A 25,019-nucleotide genomic window follows, 5' to 3' on the forward strand; every position below is an offset into this window, starting at 1 on the left:
CCTCGCATGCGCTCGCGTGCGTTGTGGGGTTCCCGCCCGCTAACCCAAGTCTTCAGAAACTTACAGAAAGAGATTAGGACCGATATGTCCAACGAATCTTCGCTTGGTTTGATGCGAATTGGCCTCGCCACTGCCGACGACATCCGTCGTTGGTCCTTTGGTGAGGTTAAGAAGCCCGAGACCATCAACTACCGTACCCTGAAGCCCGAGAAGGACGGTCTCTTCGACGAGCGTATCTTCGGCCCCACCAAGGACTGGGAGTGCTACTGCGGTAAGTACAAGCGCGTGCGCTTCAAGGGCATTGTGTGTGAGCGCTGTGGTGTTGAGGTGACTCGCTCTAAGGTACGTCGTGAGCGTATGGGCCACATTGAGCTGGCTGCTCCTGTTACCCACATTTGGTACTTCAAGGGTGTTCCTTCCCGTCTGGGTTACCTGCTGGATCTGGCTCCGAAGGACCTGGAGAAGGTCATTTACTTCGCTGCGTACATGATCACTAAGGTTGACGAGGAGGCTCGTCACGAGGATCTGCCGATGCTGCAGGCTGCTCACGACCGTGAGAAGCAGGAGCTTGAGGCTGCTCTGAACGCTGATGTGAACGCTATCAGCCGTGAGGTTGAGGCGGAGCTGGCTCGTATTGAGGCTGAGGGCGGCAAGGCTGCTGAGAAGCGCAAGCTGCGCGATAACGCTGAGCGTCAGCTCGCATCGGTGCGTAAGCGCTACGAGCGTGAGGCTGAGCACCTGGATCGCGTGTGGGATCGCTTCAAGAACCTGAAGGTCGCTGACCTTGAGGGTGACGAGGCACTGTACCGTTCCATGATTGATAAGTACGGCCTGTACTTTGAGGGTGCGATGGGCGCAGAGGCTATTAAGAAGCGTCTGGAGTCCTTCGACCTGGAGGCTGAGGCTGAGGCTCTCAAGGAGATTATTCAGACCGGTAAGGGTCAGAAGAAGACCCGCGCTCTGAAGCGTCTGAAGGTTGTTAACGCCTTCCTGACCACTAACAACTCCCCGCTGGGTATGGTCCTGGATGTTGTTCCGGTTATTCCGCCGGAACTGCGCCCGATGGTTCAGCTGGATGGTGGCCGTTTCGCGACCTCCGATCTGAACGATCTGTACCGTCGTGTGATTAACCGTAACAACCGTTTGAAGCGTCTGCTGGAGCTGGGTGCTCCCGAGATTATTGTGAACAACGAGAAGCGTATGCTGCAGGAAGCTGTGGACTCGCTATTCGATAACGGTCGTCGCGGTCGTCCGGTGACCGGCCCCGGTAACCGCCCCCTGAAGTCTCTGTCTGACATGCTGAAGGGTAAGCAGGGTCGTTTCCGTCAGAACCTGCTTGGTAAGCGTGTTGACTACTCGGGTCGTTCCGTGATTGTGGTTGGTCCCCAGCTGCAGATGCACCAGTGTGGTCTGCCCAAGCAGATGGCGCTGGAGCTGTTCAAGCCCTTCGTTATGAAGCGTCTGGTGGAGCTGAGCCACGCTCAGAACATTAAGAGCGCTAAGCGTATGGTTGAGCGTTTCCGCCCGCAGGTTTGGGACGTCCTGGAAGAGGTTATTGCTGAGCACCCGGTTCTGCTGAACCGTGCACCTACCCTGCACCGCCTCGGTATTCAGGCGTTTGAGCCGAAGCTGGTTGAGGGTAAGGCTATTCAGCTGCACCCGCTGGTTTGCTCCGCGTTCAACGCTGACTTCGATGGTGACCAGATGGCAGTTCACCTGCCGCTGTCTCCCGAGGCTCAGGCTGAGGCTCGTATCCTCATGCTGTCCTCGAACAACATCCTGAAGCCGTCGGATGGCCGCCCTGTGGCTGTTCCTTCGCAGGATATGATCATTGGTCTGTACCACCTGACTACTCCTCGCGATGGTCAGAAGAACGAGGGTCACGCATTCTCCTCGGTGGCTGAGGCTCTGATGGCGATGGATCGTCACGAGATTGAGCTGTACACCAAGGTGAAGATTCTCCTTGATGGTGACCAGTTTGTTGCTCCTGAGGGCTGGGAAGCTCCCGAGGGTTACAAGCCTGGCGACCCCGTTCTGCTGGACTGCACCGTTGGTCAGGTTCTGTTCAACCAGGCTCTGCCGAAGGATTACCCCTGGTTCTCCGGTGTGGCAGATAAGAAGGGCCTGGGTAGCCTGATTAATGATTTGGCTGAGCGTTACCCGATGGATGTTGTGGCTCGTGCTCTGGACAACCTGAAGAACTCCGGTTTCTACTGGGCTTCTCGTTCGGGCGTGACCGTGGCTGTTTCTGATATTGCTACTCCTGCTGAGAAGCCTGCAATTATGGAACGCTACGAGAAGCAGGCTGCTGCAATTCAGGACGACTTCGAGATCGGTACCATCGATGACGAAGAGCGTCGTCAGGAGCTGATTAAGGTTTGGACCGAGGCTACCGACGTGGTTGCAGAGGCTATGCGTGAGAACCTGAGCTCTCACGGCGGTCTGAACACCATTTACCGTATGGTGACCTCCGGTGCACGTGGTAACTGGATGCAGGTCCGTCAGATTGCGGGTATCCGTGGTCTGGTGTCGAACCCGAAGGGTGAGATTATGCCTCGCCCGATTAAGTCCTCGTACCGTGAGGGCCTGTCGGTTCTGGAGTACTTCATCGCGACCCACGGTGCACGTAAGGGTCTGGCTGATACCGCGCTGCGTACCGCTAACTCGGGTTACCTGACCCGTCGTCTGGTGGATGTTTCGCAGGATGTTATCGTTCGTGAGCACGACTGTGGCACTCGCCGTGGTCTGGTTCTGCCTCTGGTTGATGAGGACGGCGGTCTGCACCAGGATGTTGAGACTTCGATTCACGGTCGTACCCTTGCGGTTGACGTGAAGGACGAGGCTGGCAACGTTCTGGCTGCTGCTGGCTCGGATGTCTCGGATGAGCTCATTGAGAAGCTCTTCAAGGCAGGCGTGAAGGAAGTTCGCGTCCGTTCGGTGCTGACCTGTGAGTCTGCTATTGGCGTGTGTGCACTGTGCTACGGTCGTTCGATGGCTTCGAACGTTCTGGTGGACATTGGTGAGGCTGTTGGTATTATTGCGGCTCAGTCGATTGGTGAGCCCGGTACCCAGCTGACCATGCGTACCTTCCACACCGGTGGTGTGGCTTCGGCTGACGATATTACTCAGGGTCTGCCTCGTATTCAGGAGCTGTTCGAGGCTCGTACCCCCAAGGGTGTTGCCCCGATTTCTGAGGTGTCCGGTCGCGTGACCATTGAGGACACCGAGAAGTCCTACAAGATTGTGGTGACCCCGGATGATGGTTCTGAGCCCCAGTCCTACACTGTTCTGCGTCGTGCAGCTTCTAAGCTGCAGAACGGCGATTACGTTCAGGTTGGCGATCAGCTGGCTACCGGTTCTGTTGATCCGAAGGAGGTTCTGCGTATTCGTGGTCCTCGTGAGGCTCAGAAGCACCTGGTGAGCGAGGTTCAGGGCGTGTACAAGTCGCAGGGTGTGGAAATCCACGACAAGCACGTTGAGGTTATTGTTCGCCAGATGCTGCGTCGCGTGACCGTGATTGAGTCCGGTGATACCGATCTGCTGCCTGGTGAGCTGGTTGATAACATTGCTTTCCAGACTGCTAACCGTAAGGCACTGGTTGAGGGTAAGAACCCCGCAGCTGGCCGTCCGGAAATGATGGGTATTACCAAGGCTTCGCTGGCTACCGAGTCCTGGCTGTCGGCGGCCTCCTTCCAGGAGACCACCCGCGTCCTGACTCAGGCAGCTATGGAGGCGAAGACTGACCCGCTGCTCGGCCTGAAGGAGAACGTGATCATCGGTAAGCTGGTTCCCGCTGGTACCGGTCTGGCACGTTACAACGATATTGAGGTTGAGCCTAGCGCCCAGGCTACTGCTGAGCGTATGCAAGCTCTGGATACTTTCGGTGGTTACCCGAGCGCATTCCAGATGGATAACGAGGTGTACACTTACGGCAACGGCGGCTTTATGGCTGTTTCGCTGGATGAGTACGGTCGTGGTCTGGACTAAGGCTTCTGCCGTGAGGGTTAGGTTGGGAGTTTAGACCCCCGACCTGGTCCTTGATAAAGAACGCGGATACTCGAGTTGTCTCGGGTATCCGCGTTCTTTGTTTATCGAATAGGTGGGGGAGGGGAGAGTCTTTCTTTTAGGCAGTGCTTTAGTATTCTTTATCCTTCAGGTGAAGGTTGTATATTTTTTGCCTAGTGGGCGAATTTATTTATAAAAAAATCATCGGAGTGCATTATTTTCAAATTGGGAAAATTTCTTGACTGGGTAAGAAATTAGATGGTGGTCAAATCTGACGAAACTCCCCGCAATCCGCCCCAATGCTGGCATAAATAGAATATTTGCTCGTTTTTCTTTGAGGTATAAAAAGAATGAATACTCTTCATTTGAACAGTGCCAATTCGACTGGAAAGCCTTTTGACTAGGTTCTATTCTTGAAGGCATGCATATCACTCCATTCTCTTCCGGACGGGTGACTACTGGCGGCACCCGACTGTCTTCCGGAACGTCACAGCTTCACGAATCTGAACAGAATTCCTCCTTGTCTGCAGGGGAGCAAAAGCGCTCTTCTGTTTTTTCACGTTTTAAGGCACCTGCGCATTCTCTTGCTCGTATTGGCGCGGCCTGCCTTATTGCTGCTTCTGCAATTCTTCCCGCAGGTCAGGTTGCAACTGCGGCCCCTGTTTCTCAGAGTGCTAGCGCTACCCCCTACCTGGTTGGTGCGGGTGCAGCGGATATTACCGGTGAGCCTGGTGAAGTCGGCTTCATGGGCTATGGCGACTCTTCCCAGAAGGGCAGCGGCGTACATACTCGTCAGTACGCACGTGCTTTCATTGCTGTGGACCGCGCTTCGGGTAAGCGCAATCTCATTGTTGTGCTCGATACGCTGACTAGCTGGCAGTCGCTGCGTGATGAACTGGTTAAGCGTATTCGTGCTGAGTTTGGCTCCGTATACGATGAGTCGAACATTATGATTACTGCGACCCACACCCACGCAACTCCGGGTGGTATTACGCATCAGAGCCTGTACAACATTACGACTCTGGGTTTCCATCAGGACACCTTCAACGCCCAGGTGGATGGTTCGCTGAAGGCAATCCGCCAGGCGACCAAGGATCTAGCTCCGGGTAACCTGACGATTTCTTCTTCGAAGCTGACTGGCGTGGGTGTTAATCGCTCCCGTGAGGCATTCAATCTGGACTCTCCTGAGCTTCGTTCTAAGCTTCCCGGCGGCACTGACCCGACCAATATGACTCTGCGCCTGGAGCGTAATGGTAAGACTCGTGCGGTTCTGAATTGGTTCGCGATTCACCCGACGTCTTTGACCTCGAAGAACACTTTGATTTCGAGCGATAACAAGGGTTATGCGGAGTACCTGCTGGAGACTGAAGATCACGGCGTTGATCGCAATGTTCCCGGCAGTGGTGATGGTTTCGTTGCGGCGTTTGCAAATGCTAATGCTGGCGATGTTTCTCCGAATACCTGGCTGAAGCCGGGTCAGGGCCCGACTAATGATCAGTTCAAGAACGTGAAGATTCAGGGTGAGAAGCAGGCTAATGCAGTGCGTTCTCAGCTCAAGAGTGTGGGCACTCCGGTGGGTAAGGGCCTGGATTCGCGTATCTCGTACTTCAATTTCTCGGGTATGAACGTGGATGCCAAGTACACCGGTAGTGGGCATAATGAGCGTACCTGTCAGGGTTTCCTGGGTACTCCGTTTGGCGCGGGTTCTACTGAGGATGGCGGCGGTGGTTGGGCTGTCTATAAGGAAGGCTCAGGTCGCCCTTCTATTCTGGGTACTTTGGTGTTCACTCCGAGTGCGGCGCAGACGCGTTGCCAGCAGCCGAAGGGTATTCTCTTCTCCGCAAAAAATGGAACGATCATTCAGGAAAAGTATCCGGTGCAGATTATGCGTTTCGGTGACTACTACCTGCTGGGTATGCCCGGTGAGTTCACCGGTGCGGTGGGTGTGCAGTACCGCCAGGATGCCGCCAAGCTCTTCGGCGTTCCTGAATCGCACATTATTCTGCAGGGCTACACCAATGCCTACGATCACTACGTGACGACCCCTGAGGAGTATGACTCTCAGCAGTACGAAGGCGGTGCGACCCTCTTCGGCCGTTACACCTCCAGTGCGTTCCGCCAGACCATTAGCATTGTCGGAACTTCACTGAAGAATGGCACTCCGTTGGGCATTGGCGATCGCCCGAATGATCGCCGCCCGGTTGCCAGCCTGCAGGGTAAGGTCGTCTACGATACCCCCATGTTTGGTATGCGTTACGGCCAGGTCACTCAGCAGCCCCAGGATGCTATTGCCGGCCGCGAAGAGGTGACGGCTCGTTTTGCTGGTGCTCACCCGAATAACAACATGCATCACGACGGTAGCTACTTCGTGATTGAGCGTCGCGTGGGTAATACCTGGAAGTACTACACCGCGGATAACAATCCGGATACCTTCTTTGAGTGGAAGCGCATTGGCGTTTCGGCTTCTCAGGTGACGGTTCGCTGGAAGGTGCCGGCTAATACTCCTAAGGGGCAGTACCGCATCCGCTACTACGGCAATGCCAAGAAGAACTCGAAGACTATTACCCCGTTTGAGGGCCAGACTCGAGTCTTCCAAGTGGCATAGCCCAGCAGCCTCAGCGGACCTATAACTGAATACTCTCTTTCGGGAGGCGGGTGTAGCTAGGCGCTCGCCTCCCGTATTTGTTGATGCCGCCAAGAACCGTCGAGAGGGCTCTTGGCGGTCTTCTGCGTTAGATTGTGTCAAGGAGGCAAAGGAAGCAGAGGGGGCAGTGGGGAACAGTAGGGGAGTGGTAAATCCCAAAGATGTAATTTAAGTGAGGCAAATCATTGGCTTTTAGCCTTAGATGGGGGCTTAAAAGCAAAGATTCCCAGCTCTGGCGCTAGATTAAGCGGGATTTAACCTGTATAGTCTTATCCGAAGTACTTGAGCTCGGTGCACAAGGATCCACCCCCGGTGGGTTTACGCGGGATATTTCCCGAGGGCACGGGCATGATGAATCAATGGCAGTATGGATACCGTCCTTTGGCGTTGCTTTTTGCTGACGCCTAAATGCCATTTTTAAGCGTGCCCAAAAACTTTTTCACCTCTGACGGTGGGGAATTTTAGCCCTGAGAACTCGCCGAGATGTCGAGGAACCTATAGAAACCAACCGGATATGCATCCGAGCGTTTCTGATAACCGAGAGCACCCATCCAGCGTGATGGGGGCCAGTAAGTTTACACGGGATTTTCTAACGAAGAACCCGATCAAGCAACGGAGAAAACGTGCCTACTATTCAGCAGCTGGTCCGTAAGGGCCGGACTCCCAAGGTCGTTAAGACCAAGGCGCCCGCACTGAAGGGCAACCCCATGAAGCGTGGCGTGTGCACCCGTGTGTACACCACCACCCCGAAGAAGCCGAACTCGGCACTGCGTAAGGTCGCTCGTGTCAAGCTCAACGGCGGCGTCGAGGTTACCGCATACATTCCCGGTGAGGGTCACAACCTGCAGGAGCACTCGATCGTGCTCGTTCGCGGTGGTCGTGTGAAGGACCTCCCCGGTGTTCGCTACAAGATCGTTCGTGGCGCTCTGGATACCCAGGGTGTTAAGGGTCGCGGCCAGGCTCGCTCCCGCTACGGCGCTAAGAAGGAGAAGAAGTAATGCCTCGTAAGGGTCCCGCTCCCAAGCGTCCCCTCGTAAACGATCCTGTTTACGGTTCTGCACTGGTCACCCAGCTGATCAACAAGGTTCTGCTGGACGGCAAGAAGTCCGTCGCAGAGCGCATCGTCTACGGTGCCCTCGAGGGCGTCGAGAAGAAGACCGGTTCTGACCCGGTCGCAACCCTGAAGAAGGCTATGGACAACATCAAGCCTTCTCTCGAGGTTCGCTCCCGCCGCGTTGGCGGTGCAACCTACCAGGTTCCGGTTGAGGTTCGCCCCGGCCGTTCCACCGCTCTGGCTCTCCGCTGGCTCGTTGGCTTCTCCAAGCAGCGCCGCGAGAAGACCATGACTGAGCGTCTGATGAACGAGATCCTGGATGCATCCAATGGTCTCGGTGCCGCTGTGAAGCGTCGCGAGGACACTCACAAGATGGCCGAGTCCAACAAGGCCTTCGCACACTACCGCTGGTAATTCTCCGTTTAGAGCCTGCCGAGTCGATTCGAGTCGGCAGGCTTTCGGAGTATCTCATTTAGGGAGAATAACGTGGCACTTGACGTGTTCACCGACCTTAACAAGGTCCGCAACATCGGTATTATGGCGCACATCGACGCCGGTAAGACCACCACCACTGAGCGCATTCTGTTCTACACCGGTATTAACCACAAGATCGGTGAGACCCACGACGGCGCTTCCACCATGGACTGGATGGCTCAGGAGCAGGAGCGAGGTATTACCATTACCTCCGCAGCAACCACCTGCTTCTGGAAGGACAACCAGATCAACATTATCGACACCCCCGGTCACGTCGACTTCACCGTTGAGGTTGAGCGCTCCCTGCGCGTCCTCGACGGCGCAGTTGCTGTGTTCGACGGCAAGGAAGGTGTTGAGCCCCAGTCTGAGACCGTTTGGCGCCAGGCTGACAAGTACGATGTCCCCCGTATCTGCTTCGTCAACAAGATGGACAAGATGGGTGCTGACTTCTACTTCACCGTTCAGACCATCATCGACCGCCTGGGCGCACGCCCGCTGGTTGTTCAGCTCCCCATCGGCGCTGAGAGCGACTTCCTCGGTGTTGTCGACCTGCTCGAAATGAAGGCATACGTCTGGCCCGGCGACGCCAAGGGTGACGTGACCATGGGCTCCTCTTACGAGGTTCAGGAGATTCCTGCTGACCTGGTTGAGAAGGCTGAGCAGTACCGTGCTGAGCTGGTTGAGGCTGTTGCTGAGGCTAGCGAAGAGCTCATGGAGAAGTACCTCGAAGAGGGCGAGCTGACCATCCCCGAGATCAAGGCTGGTATCCGTCAGCTGGTTATCTCCGGCGAGGCATTCCCCGTTCTCTGTGGTTCTGCATTCAAGAACCGCGGTGTTCAGCCCATGCTGGACGCTGTGATCGAGTACCTGCCCTCCCCGCTGGACGTTCCGGACGTTGTCGGCTCCAACCCCTCCAACGAGGAAGAGAGGCTGACCCGTAAGGCATCCGCAGACGAGCCCTTCGCAGCACTGGCGTTCAAGGTTGCAGCTCACCCGTTCTACGGTCAGCTGACCTACACCCGTGTGTACTCCGGTACCGCAGCTCAGGGCCAGCAGGTTCTGAACTCCACCAAGGGTAAGAAGGAGCGCATCGGTAAGCTCTTCCAGATGCACTCCAACAAGGAGAACCCGGTTGAGGAGATCACCGCAGGTCACATTTACGCTGCGATTGGTCTGAAGGACACCACCACCGGTGACACCCTGTGCGACCCCGCACACCCGATCGTTCTCGAGTCGATGACCTTCCCCGACCCCGTGATCTTCGTGGCTATCGAGCCCAAGACCAAGGGTGACCAGGAGAAGATGTCCACCGCTATCCAGAAGCTTTCCGCTGAGGACCCCACCTTCACCGTTTCGCTGAACGAAGAAACCGGTCAGACCGAAATTGGTGGTATGGGTGAGCTGCACCTGGACATCATCGTTGACCGTATGAAGCGTGAGTTCAAGGTTGAGGCTAACGTTGGTAAGCCTCAGGTTGCTTACCGCGAGACCATCAAGAAGGCAGTCGAGAAGGTCGACTACACCCACAAGAAGCAGACCGGTGGTTCCGGTCAGTTCGCAAAGGTGCAGGTCTCCTTCGAGCCCCTGCCCCTGGATGGCGAAGAGCTGTACCTGTTCGAGGACAAGGTCACCGGTGGCCGCGTTCCTCGCGAGTACATCCCCTCGGTCGACGCTGGTATCCAGGACGCTATGAAGTTCGGTGTCCTCGCTGGCTACCCGATGGTGGGCGTGAAGGCAACCCTGATCGACGGTGCTTACCACGACGTCGACTCCTCCGAAATGGCGTTCAAGATCGCTGGCTCGATGGTCTTCAAGGAAGGCGCTAAACGCGCTAACCCGGTCCTGCTCGAGCCGCTGATGGACGTTGAGGTTCGTACCCCCGAGGAGTACATGGGCGACGTTATCGGCGACCTGAACTCCCGCCGTGGCCAGGTTCGTTCCATGGAGGACGCATCCGGCGTTAAGATCATCAAGGCTATTGTGCCCCTGACCGAAATGTTCGGTTACATTGGCGACCTGCGTGGCAAGACCCAGGGTCGTGCAGTGTTCTCGATGGCATTCGATAGCTACGGCGAGGTTCCCAAGAACGTCGCTGACGAGATCATCCAGAAGAGCCGCGGCGAGTAATTTCCGCGTCTCACCCGTGGGCCACGGGTCAAAAACCTGTGGCCCACGCTAAAATTTTCAATTAAATCCATTATTGAGAGCATGAACAGTTTCATCTCTGCGGCGTAATCCGCTATTGTAGACGCTAGACCGTTTTATAACGGGATGCGCCGGAGCGAAGATCCGCGTGCATGTTTTCAATCGTTCTAGGAGGAACACTCTTGGCTAAGGCTAAGTTCGAGCGCTCCAAGCCTCACGTTAACGTCGGTACCATTGGTCACGTTGACCACGGTAAGACCACCCTGACCGCAGCAATCTCCAAGGTTCTGGCTGACAAGTACCCGGACCTGAACGAGAAGCGCGACTTCGGTATGATCGACTCCGCTCCCGAGGAGCGCCAGCGCGGTATTACCATTAACATTGCTCACATCGAGTACCAGACCGAGAAGCGTCACTACGCACACGTTGACGCTCCCGGCCACGCTGACTACGTCAAGAACATGATTACCGGTGCGGCTCAGATGGACGGCGCAATCCTCGTGGTTGCTGCTACCGACGGCCCCATGGCACAGACCCGCGAGCACGTTCTGCTCGCTCGCCAGGTTGGCGTCCCCACCCTGCTGGTTGCACTGAACAAGGCAGACATGGTTGACGACGAAGAGCTCCTCGACCTCGTCGAGATGGAGGTCCGTGACCTCCTCTCCTCGCAGGAGTTCGACGGCGACAACGCTCCCGTTGTTCGCGTTTCCGCACTGAAGGCTCTCGAAGGCGACCCCGAGTGGGTTGCTAAGGTCGAGGAGCTCATGGACGCAGTCGACACCTACATCCCGGACCCCGTGCGTGAGAAGGACAAGCCCTTCCTCATGCCCATCGAGGACGTCTTCACCATCACCGGTCGTGGCACCGTTGTTACCGGTCGTGCAGAGCGCGGTACCCTGAAGATCAACTCCGAGGTCGAGATCGTTGGTATCCGCCCGATCCAGAAGACCACCGTTACCGGTATCGAGATGTTCCACAAGCAGCTCGACGAAGCATGGGCAGGCGAGAACTGTGGTCTGTTGCTGCGTGGTCTGAAGCGTGACGATGTTGAGCGTGGTCAGGTTGTCGTGGAGCCGGGCTCCATCACCCCCCACACCGAGTTCGAGGCAAACGTCTACATCCTCTCCAAGGATGAGGGTGGCCGTCACAACCCCTTCTACTCCAACTACCGTCCTCAGTTCTACTTCCGTACCACTGACGTGACCGGCGTTATCACCCTCCCCGAGGGCACCGAGATGGTTATGCCCGGTGACAACACCGAGATGACCGTTACCCTGATTCAGCCCATCGCAATGGAAGAGGGCCTCGGCTTCGCTATCCGTGAGGGTGGCCGCACCGTTGGTTCGGGTCGTGTTACCAAGATCATCAAGTAATTGCCGTAAACTTACGACAATTCGCTAAAGATCTGCCGGAGGGGAAACCCTCCACCAGGTAGCGATACTCAAGGACCCCCGCATCTGCGGGGGTCCTTTTGTTATGCCCTTTGCGGGTTGCTGAAGGCTCCAAAGAAGCAAGTGCTTACTTTTCCACTAGAGACCTCGCAAAACACGTTCTGAGCGCTATAGATGCCCTCCAGCAGGCTCTTGAGCTTCTGCATGATAGAAACCCACGCAAAAGATAGGGGGAATACCGGACCTGCATCGGTGAGGATCCCTACCGTGGCAGCAGTATCGCACGCCTGTGTCTCAGATCTGTAGCAGGGCACAGGGTAGCGTGCATACTGTTATGGCTTGCCTTTCTTGGACGCCCGCACATTTTCAAGGAGCTGGCAAGAGGACGCGAAAAAGACACTGCGGATGCGGATAGGATTTGCGGCCAAAGAAAAACGGTTCCCAGCCCGAAGGCTGGGAACCGCAAATCGAATGACTGCCCCTCGGAAGGGACATAGGTAATCCTACTACAGAATGCTGTAGGAACAGAACCTATACCTGCAGCAGGCTAGATATTTTCTCCGTCACTAGGCTGGTAGCCCTGCGGAGCAACCTGGTGCTGCTGTACCTGAGCGTTAGCCGCCTGGTTCTGAGGGTAGGTACCTTCAGCCTGGGGCCCCTGGGGGTAGCCAACAACCTGAGCGGGATCCTGCTGGGGTGCGACAGCATCCTGCTTGTTCTGTCGTACCAGCAGGCGCCAGATAACGCCGGCAATGAGCAGAATAGAGATAATCAGCAGGGTCAGGGGGTTCAGACCGTTGAGCAAAATCGCTAGGTCGAGGGTGACCAGGGCGGTTGCAATATAGGTCCAGACTCGGTCGAGTAGCAGAGCGCTCAGAAGAGTCAGAGCGATGCCGAGGACCAGCACCACGATATCCGGGCCGTCAGCGGGAACTGCCCACGTTACCAGGGTGAGGAATACCTGCAGGCCCAAAGCCCAGTACAGAGGAGAATCCGATACCTGTTCATCTACAGGCCTCTTCGCGATGAAGTTCTTGAGGACCTTGGCTGCTACAACCGCAAGCAGGATCAGGAGAGCAACCTCAAGAATGACGCTCAAGGGGTTGGACTTCGAGTAATCAATGACCAGACGGGCGATGAAGAGGCTGAATGCCGTGGTACAAACGGTCGGCAGGTTCTTCGCCTTGGTGACAGACACGAAGGACAGAGCGCCCAGACCCCAGAGAAGTGCGTTGAATTCTACCTGCTTAGGTTCAAAAACAAACCCAACGAGAGTGTAGAATCCCAGCACCGCCAGAGCGGGAATCATCAGCAGCGTATTGACCGGAGCGTAGATGGCTTGGGTCAGGGGACGGCGAGACATGAAACGCGCATAAGGGGCGCCCAACGGGCCGTGCATCGGCAGTTCAACCATCGTATTACCGACCGGGACAGCAATGCGCGGACGAACATTTGCGTTCACGCCGAAGATCTCAACCGGGAGCGTAACCTTCAGAACGAATAGGATGATAACTGAGAGCAGAGCATAATAGCCCAGCAGAGTCATCTCAATCGTGCTTTCCCTCGTGTTGAAGAGATTCCATAGAGAACCAATGCAGAAAGTTGTGATGCTAATGGAGGCACCAATCTGCATGCGGGGAATCCTGAAGATGAGGGCAAGCACCCATACAGTGATGAAGATAATCGGAGTTGCTACCGCGAACAGAAGACTATCAAAGTCGCCAATGAAACGGCCTGCGCTCAGGATAGAACCAAGAGTGAAGAAAATCGCTGCCGCGTATGCCTCGTAGCTTCGCTTGGAGTATGCGTAGAGCAGCACGCTGCACAGTGCCTGGATCGCCAGCAGGGCAAGTACGAGGAAATCCACGAGCGATTCCTTCATATTGCCGCTGATAGCGAGCAGAATGACAGACCAGCAGATGGGGAAACGCGCAACGGTGAGTAGCTCCGAACGAATCGAAGAGCCAGCCGGCATGAAGAAACCAAGCGCACCATATACGACGGTCAGGAGTGCCGGCAGTGCTACAGCAATGTACTCCTTCTGCAAGTCATACAGCAGGTAGTGTCGCGAGCCAATCGTCGCGATGACCAAGGTTATGTAGAACGCGATACGGATGAAAGAGACAAGCGTGGAGCGGAAGGACCTAACACTCGAAAGCCTCAATGCGCGAGCCAGAATAAGAGTGCTCAAGACACTCAAGAAGAGGACGGCACCCGAGAAGAGGGGGAAACCAACCCAGAACCGACCATGTGCTCCGCCATCAACGTGGTTAGACACGTACCCAACGAAGAGAGCAAAAACGCCCAAGAAGAGGTAGACCGACATTTCTACAAGACGGTAGCTGGGGTCCTGAGCCGCAACGCCCTGAGAGAGGACAAAAGTCAGCAGTGCAATAGCGGCGCAGACCAGTGCAAACATCAAAAGCGACTCAGAAGTCTGCATCTCGGGGATGAGAGCAAGGAAGAGCTGAATCATACCAATGGCATAACCAATGTTGCTCAGTACTGCTCCGGCGGTACGTGCCTCGGGGGCCTTAGCACTGACCAGATAGATGACTACTGCCGCGGCAAAGAACAGATAGAACGTGCCCTGATTACTGGGGGAGGCGTACATGCCAATAATAGGAATGAGCGCTACAAAGCTCATCAGCAGCAGCGGCAGAATCGCCTTACGGTAGATCAAGAAGCTCACAATGCAGAGGACGCCAATAACCCAGGGGGCGGGGAAGATGCCTTGATTACCTTCTGCATAGGGCAGGAAAGTGCTCCAGCGTGTTGCGTATGCAGGGCTATCGGCAACATGAGCAGTGAAGAAAGCATCAATGAGAGCAAAGAAGGAGAAGGCCACGCCGACGCATGCATCAATGGCAGGCAGCCACTCCATCTTGCGAGCGGGATGGTGAGGAGCTTCCTTTGCCCAGGGGATAGCCGGTGAGCTCTGCACCTGCTCGTGCTGTTCATTGGAAGCAGGAGCAGAACCAGTAATGGTCTTCTGCAGACGAGGAATAAATATGTACGCAGAAATCAGGTTTACAACCAGAACAGAGACAAAGAAAATACTGGGGAACCACGGGCCGTGATCCGAGTCCAAGATGAAGGAGAGAATAGACGCAATCGGGTAGATTCGTGCCTGGGCGTAGTAATCCGCCGTGCCGTTCAGCCAGGTGAACAGAATGGCGTGCACAGACATAACTGCAAAAGCAATACCCGCGTCCGTGTAGCTCAGATCGTTGGTGAAGAAGAAAATAGCGATGGCGGTAGCCGGAACAAAAATGCGGGAAGAATCAACAAGACCTTCGCGGATACCCCTCGGGGCAGCGTTCGGGGCAAAATGCAGAATCAAACCCAGAACAGTAGCAACTGCAGTCAGCGAGACGAAATACCAAACGAAAGGTAGAGCCGCGACCTTCGTCGCTGCCAACGAGTCTGAAACGATAAACGAAATCAGCAGATACGCCATCACACGGTTACGCATGAGGGCGCAGGCTCCAACAATGGCGGCAGTGCCAATCAGAGAAGTGAGGAGCCAGATGTAGCGTCCTTCAGTCCAAATCTTGAGGACATAGATAGCAACACCGGTTAGCGGAATAAAAGCAAGACCGGTTGCTGCAAAAGAGTAAGAGGCAATCCGCAGGCGCTCCACGAAACGGTAGGTGAGCAGACCAGCTCCGTAGAAGATAACTGCTCCAAGCGCCATTGCGAGGACACGGAAGATCGCCGTTTCATCCTGAGAAGAAGTTACCGAGGTGACAAAAAGACCCGCAGCGCCGATGAGCAGGAGCGAGCCAATGTACAGAACAATATTGAGGAAGATATCCTCATTGACTCGGCGTCGCGGTGCAGGAGGCTGAGTATGCGCACCCGCTAGGGACGGGGGAACATACGCTAGAGACGGGGGAACATATACACCCAGACCCTGCTGCGGCTGCTGAACATGCTGGGGATTTTGAGATGAAGAGTGAGAGCTAGAGGATGCCTGATGAGGTTGTGTCGGCTGAGACATGGTTTCTCCTTAGGCTGTAGTGATACTTCTACGATACGAGAGTCTTTAGGCCTAAAAGCTTTATTAAGAGCAATAAAGCGCATGGAACTTACTGAAAGTAGATTGAAAGCTCCCTGAGAGTTGCATCGCGGGAGTACCCTCAGGTTGACAGAGATAGTTAAGTGTTCTTAAGCACTTAACTTGTGTTCGTATTGCATAAGGGCTCTATCTCTGAGAGAATTGACGACGTTGTCAAAGCGTCTACCTGCACTAAAGGTAGGCCCACGTATGACCCGGTCCGAAGGATGACGGGACGAGTTTGTCTAGAAAATAGGCGACACGCCCGAGTTCGGGGGTCGGTACTCAGACGGGGTGAGGAACCCGGCAAAGCCGGATTCAGTCCGTTCTGAGTGGCGCACGTGATGAATATATCGCGTTCCTTAAGCGCTATAACAAAGGGGCAAAAGCTCCGATACAGGGAATACATCAAGAAAGAGAGTCCGACAGATGGCGGGACAGAAAATCCGCATCCGTCTGAAGTCCTATGACCACGAGGTCATCGATTCTTCGGCACGGAAAATCGTCGAAACGGTAAAGGGCGCAGGCGCAACTGTAGTTGGCCCCGTGCCGCTGCCGACCGAGAAGAACGTTTACTGTGTTATTCGTTCTCCCCACAAGTACAAGGACAGCCGCGAGCACTTCGAGATGCGTACGCACAAGCGTCTGATCGACGTTGTTGATCCGACCCCCAAGGCTGTTGATGCCCTCATGCGTCTTGACCTGCCGGCAGACGTAAACATCGAGATCAAGCTGTAGAGGATCGCATCTAATGACTAACAAATTCGAGCGCCAGGTGAAGGGCCTGCTGGGCACCAAGCTCGGCATGACCCAGGTCTGGGACGAGGACGGCAAGTTTGTGCCCGTCACCGTCGTCAAGGCTGATTCTAACGTTGTTACCCAGATCCGTAACCAGGAAACTGACGGCTACGAAGCTGTTCAGATCGGTTTCGGTGCAATCGACTCTCGCAAGGTTACCAAGCCCCTGGCTGGTCACTTCGAGAAGGCCGGTGTTACCCCCCGTCGCCACCTCGTCGAGCTGCGTACCGCAGATGCTTCTGAGTATTCCCTCGGTCAGGAACTGACCGTTGAGCTCTTCGAAGCAGGCCAGAAGGTCGACGTCGTTGGTAAGACTAAGGGTAAGGGCTTCGCAGGTGTTATGAAGCGTCACGGCTTCAAGGGTGTTGGCGCGTCTCACGGTCAGCACAAGAACCACCGTAAGCCCGGTTCCATCGGTGGCGCATCCTACCCCGCACGCGTGTTCAAGGGTATGCGCATGGCTGGCCGTATGGGCGCAGCACGTCACACTACCTTGAACCTGACTATCCAGGGTGTGGACGCAGAGAACAATGTCCTGCTGATCAAGGGCGCAATCCCCGGTCCCAAGGGCGGCGTTGTTCTGGTTCGTACCGCTGTGAAGGGAGCCTAATACATCATGGCTGTTAAGACCCTTAAGGTAGACCTGCCCGCAGAGATTTTCGACGCGCAGGCATCCGTGCCCCTGCTGCACCAGGTTGTCGTTGCACAGCTCGCTGCTGCACGCCAGGGCACCCACAAGACCAAGAACCGCGGCGAGGTTTCCGGTGCAGGCCGTAAGCCCTTCAAGCAGAAGGGTACCGGTAACGCACGTCAGGGCTCCATCCGTGCACCGCACATGACCGGCGGTGGCGTTGTTCACGGTCCGACCCCGCGTAACTACGCACAGCGCACCCCCAAGAAGATGATCGCCGCTGCACTGCGCGGTGCTCTCTCCGATCGCGCTCGTCACGACCGCGTCCACGTTGTCGAGAACTTCATCTCTGGTGAAACCCCCTCGACCAAGGCTGCAAAGGCTGCATTCGCAGCTATCACCGAGCGCAAGAACATCCTTCTTGTGATTGCTCGTGCAGAGGACGTTGTGGCTCTGTCCGCACGTAACCTGGAGAACGTCCACGTTCTGTACGCAGATCAGCTCAACACCTACGATGTGCTGGTTTCTGACGACGTGGTCTTCACCAAGGCAGCATTCGACGCATTCGTTGCTGCAGCTCAGAAGAAGGAGGGCGCTAAGTAATGAGCGTTTCCACCAAGTCTGTATACGACGTGATTATCGCTCCCGTCGTTTCCGAGAAGAGCTACGGTCAGCTCGACGAAGGTAAGTACACCTTCGAGGTCGCTACCGATTCCAACAAGCTGGAAATCAAGCAGGCCATCGAGAAGATCTTTGACGTCAAGGTTGCTTCCGTCAACACCATCAACCGTCAGGGCAAGCGCAAGCGCACCCGTTTCGGTTGGGGCGCTCGCAAGAACACCAAGCGTGCGATTGTGACCCTCAAGGAAGGCACCATCGACATCTTCGGCGGTCCGCAGGCATAAGCCTCGCGGAGACCACTTTAACGAAGGAAGAAATATCTAAATGGGTATTCGTAAGTACAAGCCGACGACCCCGGGTCGCCGCGGTTCGAGCGTTGCTGATTTCTCCGAGATCACCCGCTCCACCCCGGAAAAGTCCCTGCTTCGTCCGCTTCACAAGACCGGCGGCCGTAACAACACCGGCCGCATCACCACCCGTCACAAGGGTGGCGGCCACAAGCGCCAGTACCGTCTGATCGACTTCCGTCGTCACGACAAGGACGGCGTGAACGCACGCGTTGCACACATCGAGTACGATCCCAACCGTACCGCTCGCATCGCACTGTTGCACTACTTCGATGGTTCCAAGCGCTACATCATCGCTCCGAACAAGCTCGCTCAGGGCGACATCGTCGAGTCCGGCCCCGCAGCTGACATCAAGCCCGGTAACAACCTGCCCCTGCGCAACATCCCCGTTGGTACCGTGATTCACTGTGTTGAGCTCCGTCCCGGTGGCGGCGCAAAGCTGGCTCGCTCCGCAGGTGCTTCTGTACAGCTGGTTGCTAAGGAAGGCAAGTACGGTCAGCTCCGTCTGCCCTCCGGCGAAATCCGCAACGTGGATGTTCGCTGCCGCGCAACCGTTGGTGAAGTTGGCAACGCTGAGCAGTCCAACATCAACTGGGGTAAGGCAGGCCGTAACCGCTGGAAGGGCATCCGCCCGACCGTCCGTGGTGTGGTCATGAACCCGGTTGACCACCCGCACGGTGGTGGTGAAGGTAAGACCTCCGGTGGTCGTCACCCGGTTAACCCCAACGGTAAGCCCGAGGGTCGTACCCGCCGTCCCAACAAGGAAAGCGACAAGCTCATCGTTCGTCGCCGTCGTACTGGCAAGAAGCGCTAAGGAGCCTGAAACATGCCTCGTAGTTTGAAGAAGGGCCCTTTCGTTGATCAGCACCTCTACCTGAAGGTTGCAGCTCAGAACGAGAAGGGCACCAAGAACGTAATCAAGACTTGGTCGCGTCGCTCGATGATTATCCCCGACATGCTCGGTCACACCATCGCAGTGTACGACGGTCGCAAGCACGTGCCGGTGTTCATCACCGAGTCGATGGTTGGTCACAAGCTCGGTGAGTTTGCTCCGACCCGCACTTTCCGCAGCCACGTGAAGGACGACCGTAAGGGCAAGCGTCGCTAATCGGTTCACACCGATAAGCTAACGTTTCCCTTTCGGCAATAGACGAAAGAGAGATAGGCAATGGAAGCCAAGGCATCAGCGCGTTTCGTTCGCGTTACGCCTATGAAGGCCCGCCGTGTCGTCAACCTGATCCGTGGTAAGCAGGCGGAAGAGGCTCTGGCGATTCTGAAGTTCGCCCCCCAGGCAGCTTCGGAACCGGTATACAAGATCGTTGCTTCGGCAGTAGCTAACGCTCGTCAGAAGGCAACCCAGCAGGGTCTGCCCTTCCGCGAGGAAGAGCTGTTCATCAGCGAAGCATTCGTGAACGAGGGCCCGACCATGAAGCGCATTCAGCCCCGCGCTCAGGGTCGCGCATACCGAATCAACAAGCGCACCAGCCACATCACCGTGGTAGTTGCTACCCCGGAGAAGGAGGAGGACCGCTAAATGGGTCAGAAAATTCACCCGAACGGTTTCCGACTGGGCATCACCACTGACCACGTCTCCAAGTGGTTCGCTGATTCCAACAAGCCCGGCGAGCGTTACGCTGACTTCGTCCGCGAGGACGTAAAGATCCGCGAGCTGCTGGCTAAGAACCTGGATCGCGCAGGCGTTGCAAAGGTCGAGATTGAGCGTACCCGTGACCGCGTGCGTGTGGACATCCACACCGCTCGTCCCGGTATCGTGATTGGCCGCCGTGGCGCAGAAGCAGACCGCATCCGCGGCGAGCTCGAGAAGCTCACCAACAAGCAGATTCAGCTGAACATCCTCGAGGTTGCTAACCCCGACCTCTCCGCTCAGCTGGTTGCACAGAGCATCGCAGAGCAGCTCGCATCGCGTGTTGCATTCCGCCGTGCAATGAAGAAGGCAATCCAGTCCGCACAGCGTGCAGGCGCAAAGGGTATCCGTATCCAGTGCTCCGGCCGTCTGGGTGGCGCTGAAATGTCCCGTTCCGAGTTCTACCGCGAAGGCCGTGTGCCCCTGCACACCCTGCGTGCGAACATCGACTACGGCTTCTTCGAGGCTAAGACCACCTTCGGTCGCATCGGCGTGAAGGTCTGGATCTACAAGGGCGACCTGACCGACAAGGAGCTGGCAGCTCAGCAGGCAGCAAACAACCGCCGTGGCAACCGCCGCGATGGTGACCGCCGCCGCCAGGGCAACCGTGGTCCTCGTCGCGAGCGCCGCAACGAGAACGCTTCGGCAAAGGTCGAGGCCAAGACTGCAGAGAACGGTGAGGCATAAATGCTTATTCCCCGTCGAGTAAAGTACCGCAAGCAGCACCACCCCAAGCGTAATGGTCTCGCAAAGGGCGGCACCGAGGTTAGCTTCGGTGAGTGGGGCATTCAGGCCCTGTCGCCCGCATACGTGACCAACCGCCAGATTGAGGCTGCACGTATCGCAATGACCCGTCACATCAAGCGTGGCGGTAAGGTCTGGATCAACATTTATCCCGACCGTCCGCTGACCAAGAAGCCCGCTGAAACCCGTATGGGTTCCGGTAAGGGTTCGCCCGAGTGGTGGGTCGCAAATGTCAAGCCGGGTCGAGTCATGTTTGAACTCTCCGGTGTGTCCGAAGAAGTGGCTCGCGAGGCAATGCGCCTGGCAATCCACAAGCTCCCGATGAAGGCACGTGTTGTGCGTCGCCGCGAAGGTGGTGAATAAGCGAGATGGCAGTAGGATCCAAGGACCTGAGCATCGATAAGCTCGCAGAGCTCTCCAACGAAGAGCTGGCTGCAAAGCTGAGCGAAGCGAAGAAGGAACTCTTCAACATCCGCTTCCAGGAAGTCACCGGTCAGGCTAACGCAGGTCGTCGCCGCACTATCAAGCGCGACATCGCACGTATCTACACCGTGCTGCGTGAGCGCGAGCTCGGTATTCGTCCCGCAACTGAAGGTGAGTCCAAGTGAGTGAAGTAAAGAACGAAGAGCGCGGCTACCGCAAGACCCGCCGCGGCTACGTTGTCTCCGACAAGATGGACAAGACCGTTGTCGTCGAGGTCGAGGACCACGTGAAGCACGCACTGTACGGCAAGGTCGTTCGCCGTAGCTCCAAGATCAAGGCACACGACGAGCAGAACACTGCTGGTATCGGTGACCTCGTTCTGATTGCAGAGACCCGTCCGCTGTCCGCTTCCAAGCGCTGGCGTATCGTGGAGATCATCGAGAAGGCTAAGTAAGCCCTCTAATGACTCTCTGCTAGAGCAATAAAAGGAGCCCTCTCCTACCTAGGTAGGAGAGGGCTCCTTTGCGTTTAACCTTTATTCGGGAGAACTCAGCGGGAAGTTCTGTGAGCTGCAGAATCAACGATAGAAGTCATGAAATGCCGAATAAATATTTGTTATAAAACTTTTGAAGATGTCATACAGAAAAGTGGTTACTTTTACCGGACAGGGCTATCAAAGAGCCACCTAGCTTGAGCTGGAGGAAGAAATCCCCTTGTGGAGCGGGTATACGGGGCTTTAGGGAGGACAGCGACGGTGACTAAAAGAATCGTGAGAAGCGTGGGCGCTGATAAAATCTGCTTGAAAATAACCTAGTGAGGCACTTATTATCAACTTTATAGTTGCTTAGTCTAGCCTTGCCTAATCATTAGGGGGTTAGCTATGCATCTTCCGGAGGTTGCACGACCTTTGGAGAAGTACCACTACATATCATCGAGGATCAGCATGACTTCTTCACCCAAGCCTTCACGTAAGTTGCTCGCCATTGCTGGCGCACTTTCCGTTGTCGCAGGTTCTTTCGCTGCGGTTCCCGCTACCTTTGCGGCAAACGTCTCCGCTTCCGTCCCCGGAGGAAACTCCCAGACCTCTGCTGAGGAATGCCGCCACATCGCAGTGAGCGCTACCCAGTACCAGGGCCTGCCCGGCCAGTACCAGCTGGCATACTCTGCGGCAACCTCCTCCCTCTACACCTCCTTCTCTTCCGGCCGCCCGCCGGTACTGACCGGTGGCGTCGGCACCTGGAACGTTGGATCCACCCCGAGCCTCTCCACTGTCTACCAGTTCCCGACCACTGACTTCACCGCTCGTGGTGCTACCGCACCGACCGGTAAGCAGATCGAATCTCCCTACGGTATCGCCTACGACGAGGCAACCGGATACGTATGGGTGACCCAGACCCGCGTCAACAAGGTATCTGTCTTCGATCCCGCGACCAACAAGATTATCTGGAGCAGCGCAGAAGGCGAGGTCAACCACCCGCGCGAGGTACGCATCGATCCCTCCAGCGGCAAGGTCTTTGTCTCTGGCTCCGGCGGCATTAGCGTCTTCGACACCACCCTGCACGCTCTGGTCAAGAAGATTGAATTCACCGATGCCAAGGGCGAATCGGACATCGCAATGAACATGCACGTGGACTCCGCCGATGGCAAGCTCTACGTTCCTTCCCTGAGTGCCGGCACCGTGAAGGTAATCGACACCAAGAGCTACGAGGTTGAGAAGACCATTCAGCTGCACAAGGACAATGCTGAAGCCGACCTGAACGCCTCTGACGTCACCATCGACAAGTCTCTGAAGGAAATCTACGTCAGCTCCCAGGGTGACCGTAAGGGCACTAACTCCGGTATCACCGTCTACGACCTGGAAACCGGCGCCTACAAGAAGACCATTCCTTTCGGCTCTCAGGCTCTCGCCCTTGCCTCCGACGAAGCCCGTGACCTGCTGTACGTGACCGATTACGGTACCGGCAACGTCGGCGTTGTTGACGCACGCACCGGCACCGTTGTGTCTCAGGTGTCCACCGGCGCAACTAGCGGTGCGAATGATGTTCTGGTCACTGCAGACGGTAGCGTATACGCTGTAGCACGTAGCATCGAAGGCGCTTCCGCCATTGAAACGAACTACACCATCGATAAGACCACCGGCGAATACCGCACCTCTAGCACCGAGCCCAAGGGCAAGGACAACGCAGATTCCCCGATTACCCCCGGCGTCATGGTGAAGATCAGCACCACCGTTGAAACCACCGCAAAGCCGGCAGTGCAGACTGCTTCTGAAGAACTGGTGAAGACCTACGCTGACGGCGCTAAGCTCTACGCTGTGAAGGACTGGACCACCGGTGAAACCCTGAAGCTGCGTGGTGAAGGTTTCAAGACCCAGGACGGTTCGAAGGGCTCCGTGCTCGCTGTCAAGCTGAACAAGGGTCGTATCTCCGCTAAGGAAGAGCCGAAGTTCAACGGTGTTGAGGGCAACAGCGCAGGTGTTTGGGCATACATCCAGGCAGACGAGAACGGTAACTTCACCGCTGAGTTGCCGTACCCGACCACCGAGAACTCCAACCTGACGGAAAACCTGAAGAGTGGCGACAAGGTGTCGGTCTTCCTGCTCTCCGGCTCCATTGTTGAAGGTGACACTCCTCGCGGTGGTGAAGCGCTCTCCGCAACTGTTGCAGAGAAGAAGGCAGACACCGCTGAGACCTGCGCACCGGCAGAAACCACCCAGGTCGCTGCTACTCCTTCTGGCGTGACTACCACTTACCCTGCCGGCACTAAGCTGAGCCTGCCGGATAGCGAACAGCCCACCCCGGCTCCGAGCGAGTCTGCTAAGCCTGAGCCGACCACTCCGGCTCCGAGCGAGTCTGCTAAGCCCGAACCCAGCACCCCGGCACCCTCCGAGAGTGCAGAGTCCAACGAAGTTGTACACGAGTACAAGGACGGCGCTAAGGTCTACTTCCCCAAGACCTGGGATGGCCAGAAGCTGACCTTCCGCGGTGAAGGGTTCAAGACTCTGGACGGTAAGGGCTCCGTTATCGCAGTCAAGCTGAATAAGGGCGCTATTTCTCCGAAGGAAGAGCCCAAGCTCGAAGGCGTTGAAGGCAATAGCGCAGGCATCTGGGCATACATCAAGGCGGACGAAAACGGTAACTTCACCGCAACCATCGACCGCCCCACCGTGGCAAACTCTAACCTGACTGAAGAGCTGAAGACCGGCGATAGCGTTGCTATCTACCTGCTCTCCGGTTCCCTGGCAGAGAACGATAACGTACGCGGTGGTGTGGCTGCAGAATACACCTTCAGCATCGACAACCAGGCACCTGCACCGAAGGCATCCGAATCGGCTAATGCACCTGTAACTAACCCCTCTGAGGCGCCTTCCGCACCGGCAGACTCCAAGGAGCAGGTAAAGGAAAACGCTAAGGATCAGTCCAAGGCTCCCGCGGATTCTTTGAAGTCTGAGGCTCAGAAGAAGGACAGCACTGCACCGAAGACCTCCGGCTCTTCGTCGCAGAACGTAGCATCTTCCAACAACGGCTCCATCGCTTCGAGCTCCTCGAAGTCTTCGCTGGCTAACACCGGTGCTTCGGGCGTTGTCGTTGCTGCAGGAATCGGCGTTCTTGCCCTGGTCGTTGGCGCAACCGTGCTGGTAGCACGTCGCCGCAAGGCATAGCCCGTACCCCACGGCAGCTCACGATACTACCGCTTGGTGGTAGCGAAAGAGGTAGAGCGGGATCTGCTAGATATTCAAGAACCCGATTGACTCTCTGAAACTGCCGATACGCACTGAAAGGGGCGGTATCCATCGAACCGATGGGTACCGCCCCTTTCGTTTTGCCTATACGTCTGTATTCGAGCGGAAGGCCTAGACCAGGATCAGGAGTAGCAGCGGGGGAGAGCGGAAGAGAAGCGGAGGAAGGGTGAAGCGCACCCTTTACGCTCGCCCGCCCTTATTTGACGAGTTAACAGCCTGAAGAATGAAGTGCGGGATTCTAACACCTCAAATACGAAGAAAACCCGCACCGAAGTGCGGGTTTAGTGTCAAAGCG

Annotated in this window: 19 protein-coding genes; 18 read left to right on the top strand and 1 reads right to left on the bottom strand. The window is 56.2% G+C overall.

Going from position 1 to position 25,019, the window contains the following annotated elements:
• The first annotated feature begins 84 nt into the window (after positions 1-84).
• The 6 genes from QZ822_RS05550 to tuf all read left to right on the top strand — a co-directional run bounded on the left by QZ822_RS05550 (position 85) and on the right by tuf (position 11,695).
• Positions 85-3,987, top strand: coding sequence for a DNA-directed RNA polymerase subunit beta' (locus QZ822_RS05550; protein ID WP_294643210.1), 3,903 nt, complete (start codon positions 85-87; stop codon positions 3,985-3,987).
• A gap of 538 nt (positions 3,988-4,525) precedes the next feature.
• Complete coding sequence (locus tag QZ822_RS05555; protein WP_294643212.1) at positions 4,526-6,610, top strand: neutral/alkaline non-lysosomal ceramidase N-terminal domain-containing protein; 2,085 nt, start codon at positions 4,526-4,528, stop codon at positions 6,608-6,610.
• Between the two features lie 662 nt (positions 6,611-7,272).
• On the top strand, positions 7,273-7,647 hold the full coding sequence (gene rpsL, locus QZ822_RS05560; protein ID WP_005504939.1) for a 30S ribosomal protein S12: 375 nt from the start codon (positions 7,273-7,275) through the stop codon (positions 7,645-7,647).
• The gene (gene rpsG / locus QZ822_RS05565; protein WP_005504941.1) at positions 7,647-8,117 is read left to right on the top strand and encodes a 30S ribosomal protein S7; all 471 of its coding nucleotides are present in this window, start codon (positions 7,647-7,649) and stop codon (positions 8,115-8,117) included. Before rpsL ends, rpsG begins: the two co-directional genes overlap by 1 nt.
• A gap of 72 nt (positions 8,118-8,189) precedes the next feature.
• Entirely contained in the window at positions 8,190-10,304 is a 2,115-nt protein-coding gene (fusA, locus tag QZ822_RS05570; protein WP_294643214.1) for an elongation factor G, read from the top strand.
• A gap of 200 nt (positions 10,305-10,504) precedes the next feature.
• Positions 10,505-11,695, top strand: a complete 1,191-nt coding sequence (gene tuf / locus QZ822_RS05575) for an elongation factor Tu (RefSeq protein ID WP_005508397.1) — start codon at positions 10,505-10,507, stop codon at positions 11,693-11,695.
• 565 nt (positions 11,696-12,260) lie between these two features.
• Here tuf and QZ822_RS05580 read toward each other — a convergent pair.
• Positions 12,261-15,716, bottom strand: a complete 3,456-nt coding sequence (locus QZ822_RS05580; RefSeq protein ID WP_294643216.1) for a Fe2+/Zn2+ uptake regulation protein — start codon at positions 15,714-15,716, stop codon at positions 12,261-12,263.
• Between the two features lie 486 nt (positions 15,717-16,202).
• On the opposite strand from QZ822_RS05580, the gene rpsJ reads away from it, so the two are divergent.
• The 12 genes from rpsJ to QZ822_RS05640 all read left to right on the top strand — a co-directional run bounded on the left by rpsJ (position 16,203) and on the right by QZ822_RS05640 (position 24,643).
• Entirely contained in the window at positions 16,203-16,511 is a 309-nt protein-coding gene (gene rpsJ, locus QZ822_RS05585) for a 30S ribosomal protein S10 (protein WP_004005287.1), read from the top strand.
• A 13-nt stretch (positions 16,512-16,524) separates the two neighbouring features.
• Complete coding sequence (rplC, locus tag QZ822_RS05590) at positions 16,525-17,181, top strand: 50S ribosomal protein L3 (RefSeq protein ID WP_219100842.1); 657 nt, start codon at positions 16,525-16,527, stop codon at positions 17,179-17,181.
• 6 nt (positions 17,182-17,187) lie between these two features.
• Positions 17,188-17,805 carry a 50S ribosomal protein L4 gene (gene rplD, locus QZ822_RS05595; RefSeq protein ID WP_005504957.1) on the top strand — a complete coding sequence of 206 codons (618 nt, stop codon included), beginning with the start codon at positions 17,188-17,190 and terminating at the stop codon, positions 17,803-17,805.
• The gene (gene rplW / locus QZ822_RS05600; protein ID WP_005504959.1) at positions 17,805-18,107 is read left to right on the top strand and encodes a 50S ribosomal protein L23; all 303 of its coding nucleotides are present in this window, start codon (positions 17,805-17,807) and stop codon (positions 18,105-18,107) included. Before rplD ends, rplW begins: the two co-directional genes overlap by 1 nt.
• Positions 18,108-18,147: 40 nt before the next feature.
• Positions 18,148-18,984, top strand: coding sequence for a 50S ribosomal protein L2 (gene rplB, locus QZ822_RS05605; RefSeq protein ID WP_005504961.1), 837 nt, complete (start codon positions 18,148-18,150; stop codon positions 18,982-18,984).
• A gap of 12 nt (positions 18,985-18,996) precedes the next feature.
• Entirely contained in the window at positions 18,997-19,278 is a 282-nt protein-coding gene (gene rpsS / locus QZ822_RS05610; protein WP_004005282.1) for a 30S ribosomal protein S19, read from the top strand.
• 60 nt (positions 19,279-19,338) lie between these two features.
• Positions 19,339-19,704, top strand: coding sequence for a 50S ribosomal protein L22 (rplV, locus tag QZ822_RS05615; protein WP_005504964.1), 366 nt, complete (start codon positions 19,339-19,341; stop codon positions 19,702-19,704).
• Positions 19,705-20,502, top strand: coding sequence for a 30S ribosomal protein S3 (gene rpsC / locus QZ822_RS05620; RefSeq protein ID WP_005504966.1), 798 nt, complete (start codon positions 19,705-19,707; stop codon positions 20,500-20,502).
• Positions 20,503-20,922: a 50S ribosomal protein L16 gene (gene rplP / locus QZ822_RS05625; protein ID WP_044150210.1), complete on the top strand. Its 420-nt coding sequence runs from the start codon at positions 20,503-20,505 to the stop codon at positions 20,920-20,922.
• A 5-nt stretch (positions 20,923-20,927) separates the two neighbouring features.
• Positions 20,928-21,167: a 50S ribosomal protein L29 gene (gene rpmC / locus QZ822_RS05630; protein ID WP_005504969.1), complete on the top strand. Its 240-nt coding sequence runs from the start codon at positions 20,928-20,930 to the stop codon at positions 21,165-21,167.
• Positions 21,164-21,436, top strand: a complete 273-nt coding sequence (rpsQ, locus tag QZ822_RS05635) for a 30S ribosomal protein S17 (protein WP_012903053.1) — start codon at positions 21,164-21,166, stop codon at positions 21,434-21,436. Before rpmC ends, rpsQ begins: the two co-directional genes overlap by 4 nt.
• A 489-nt stretch (positions 21,437-21,925) precedes the next feature.
• The gene (locus QZ822_RS05640; RefSeq protein ID WP_294643218.1) at positions 21,926-24,643 is read left to right on the top strand and encodes an LPXTG cell wall anchor domain-containing protein; all 2,718 of its coding nucleotides are present in this window, start codon (positions 21,926-21,928) and stop codon (positions 24,641-24,643) included.
• Positions 24,644-25,019: the final 376 nt, after the last annotated feature.

This window comes from uncultured Rothia sp., assembly GCF_916715725.1.
GTDB lineage: Bacteria > Actinomycetota > Actinomycetes > Actinomycetales > Micrococcaceae > Rothia.

Coding starts and splice junctions, on each gene's coding strand:
- rpsJ (WP_004005287.1), top strand. CDS start 16,203: ATGGCGGGACAGAAAATCCGCATCCGTCTGAAGTCCTATGACCACGAG.
- rplC (WP_219100842.1), top strand. CDS start 16,525: ATGACTAACAAATTCGAGCGCCAGGTGAAGGGCCTGCTGGGCACCAAG.
- QZ822_RS05640 (WP_294643218.1), top strand. CDS start 21,926: ATGACTTCTTCACCCAAGCCTTCACGTAAGTTGCTCGCCATTGCTGGC.
- rpsS (WP_004005282.1), top strand. CDS start 18,997: ATGCCTCGTAGTTTGAAGAAGGGCCCTTTCGTTGATCAGCACCTCTAC.
- rplP (WP_044150210.1), top strand. CDS start 20,503: ATGCTTATTCCCCGTCGAGTAAAGTACCGCAAGCAGCACCACCCCAAG.
- QZ822_RS05580 (WP_294643216.1), bottom strand. CDS start 15,716: ATGTCTCAGCCGACACAACCTCATCAGGCATCCTCTAGCTCTCACTCT.
- rplD (WP_005504957.1), top strand. CDS start 17,188: ATGGCTGTTAAGACCCTTAAGGTAGACCTGCCCGCAGAGATTTTCGAC.
- rplV (WP_005504964.1), top strand. CDS start 19,339: ATGGAAGCCAAGGCATCAGCGCGTTTCGTTCGCGTTACGCCTATGAAG.
- rpsG (WP_005504941.1), top strand. CDS start 7,647: ATGCCTCGTAAGGGTCCCGCTCCCAAGCGTCCCCTCGTAAACGATCCT.
- rplW (WP_005504959.1), top strand. CDS start 17,805: ATGAGCGTTTCCACCAAGTCTGTATACGACGTGATTATCGCTCCCGTC.
- rpsC (WP_005504966.1), top strand. CDS start 19,705: ATGGGTCAGAAAATTCACCCGAACGGTTTCCGACTGGGCATCACCACT.
- QZ822_RS05550 (WP_294643210.1), top strand. CDS start 85: ATGTCCAACGAATCTTCGCTTGGTTTGATGCGAATTGGCCTCGCCACT.
- rpmC (WP_005504969.1), top strand. CDS start 20,928: ATGGCAGTAGGATCCAAGGACCTGAGCATCGATAAGCTCGCAGAGCTC.
- rplB (WP_005504961.1), top strand. CDS start 18,148: ATGGGTATTCGTAAGTACAAGCCGACGACCCCGGGTCGCCGCGGTTCG.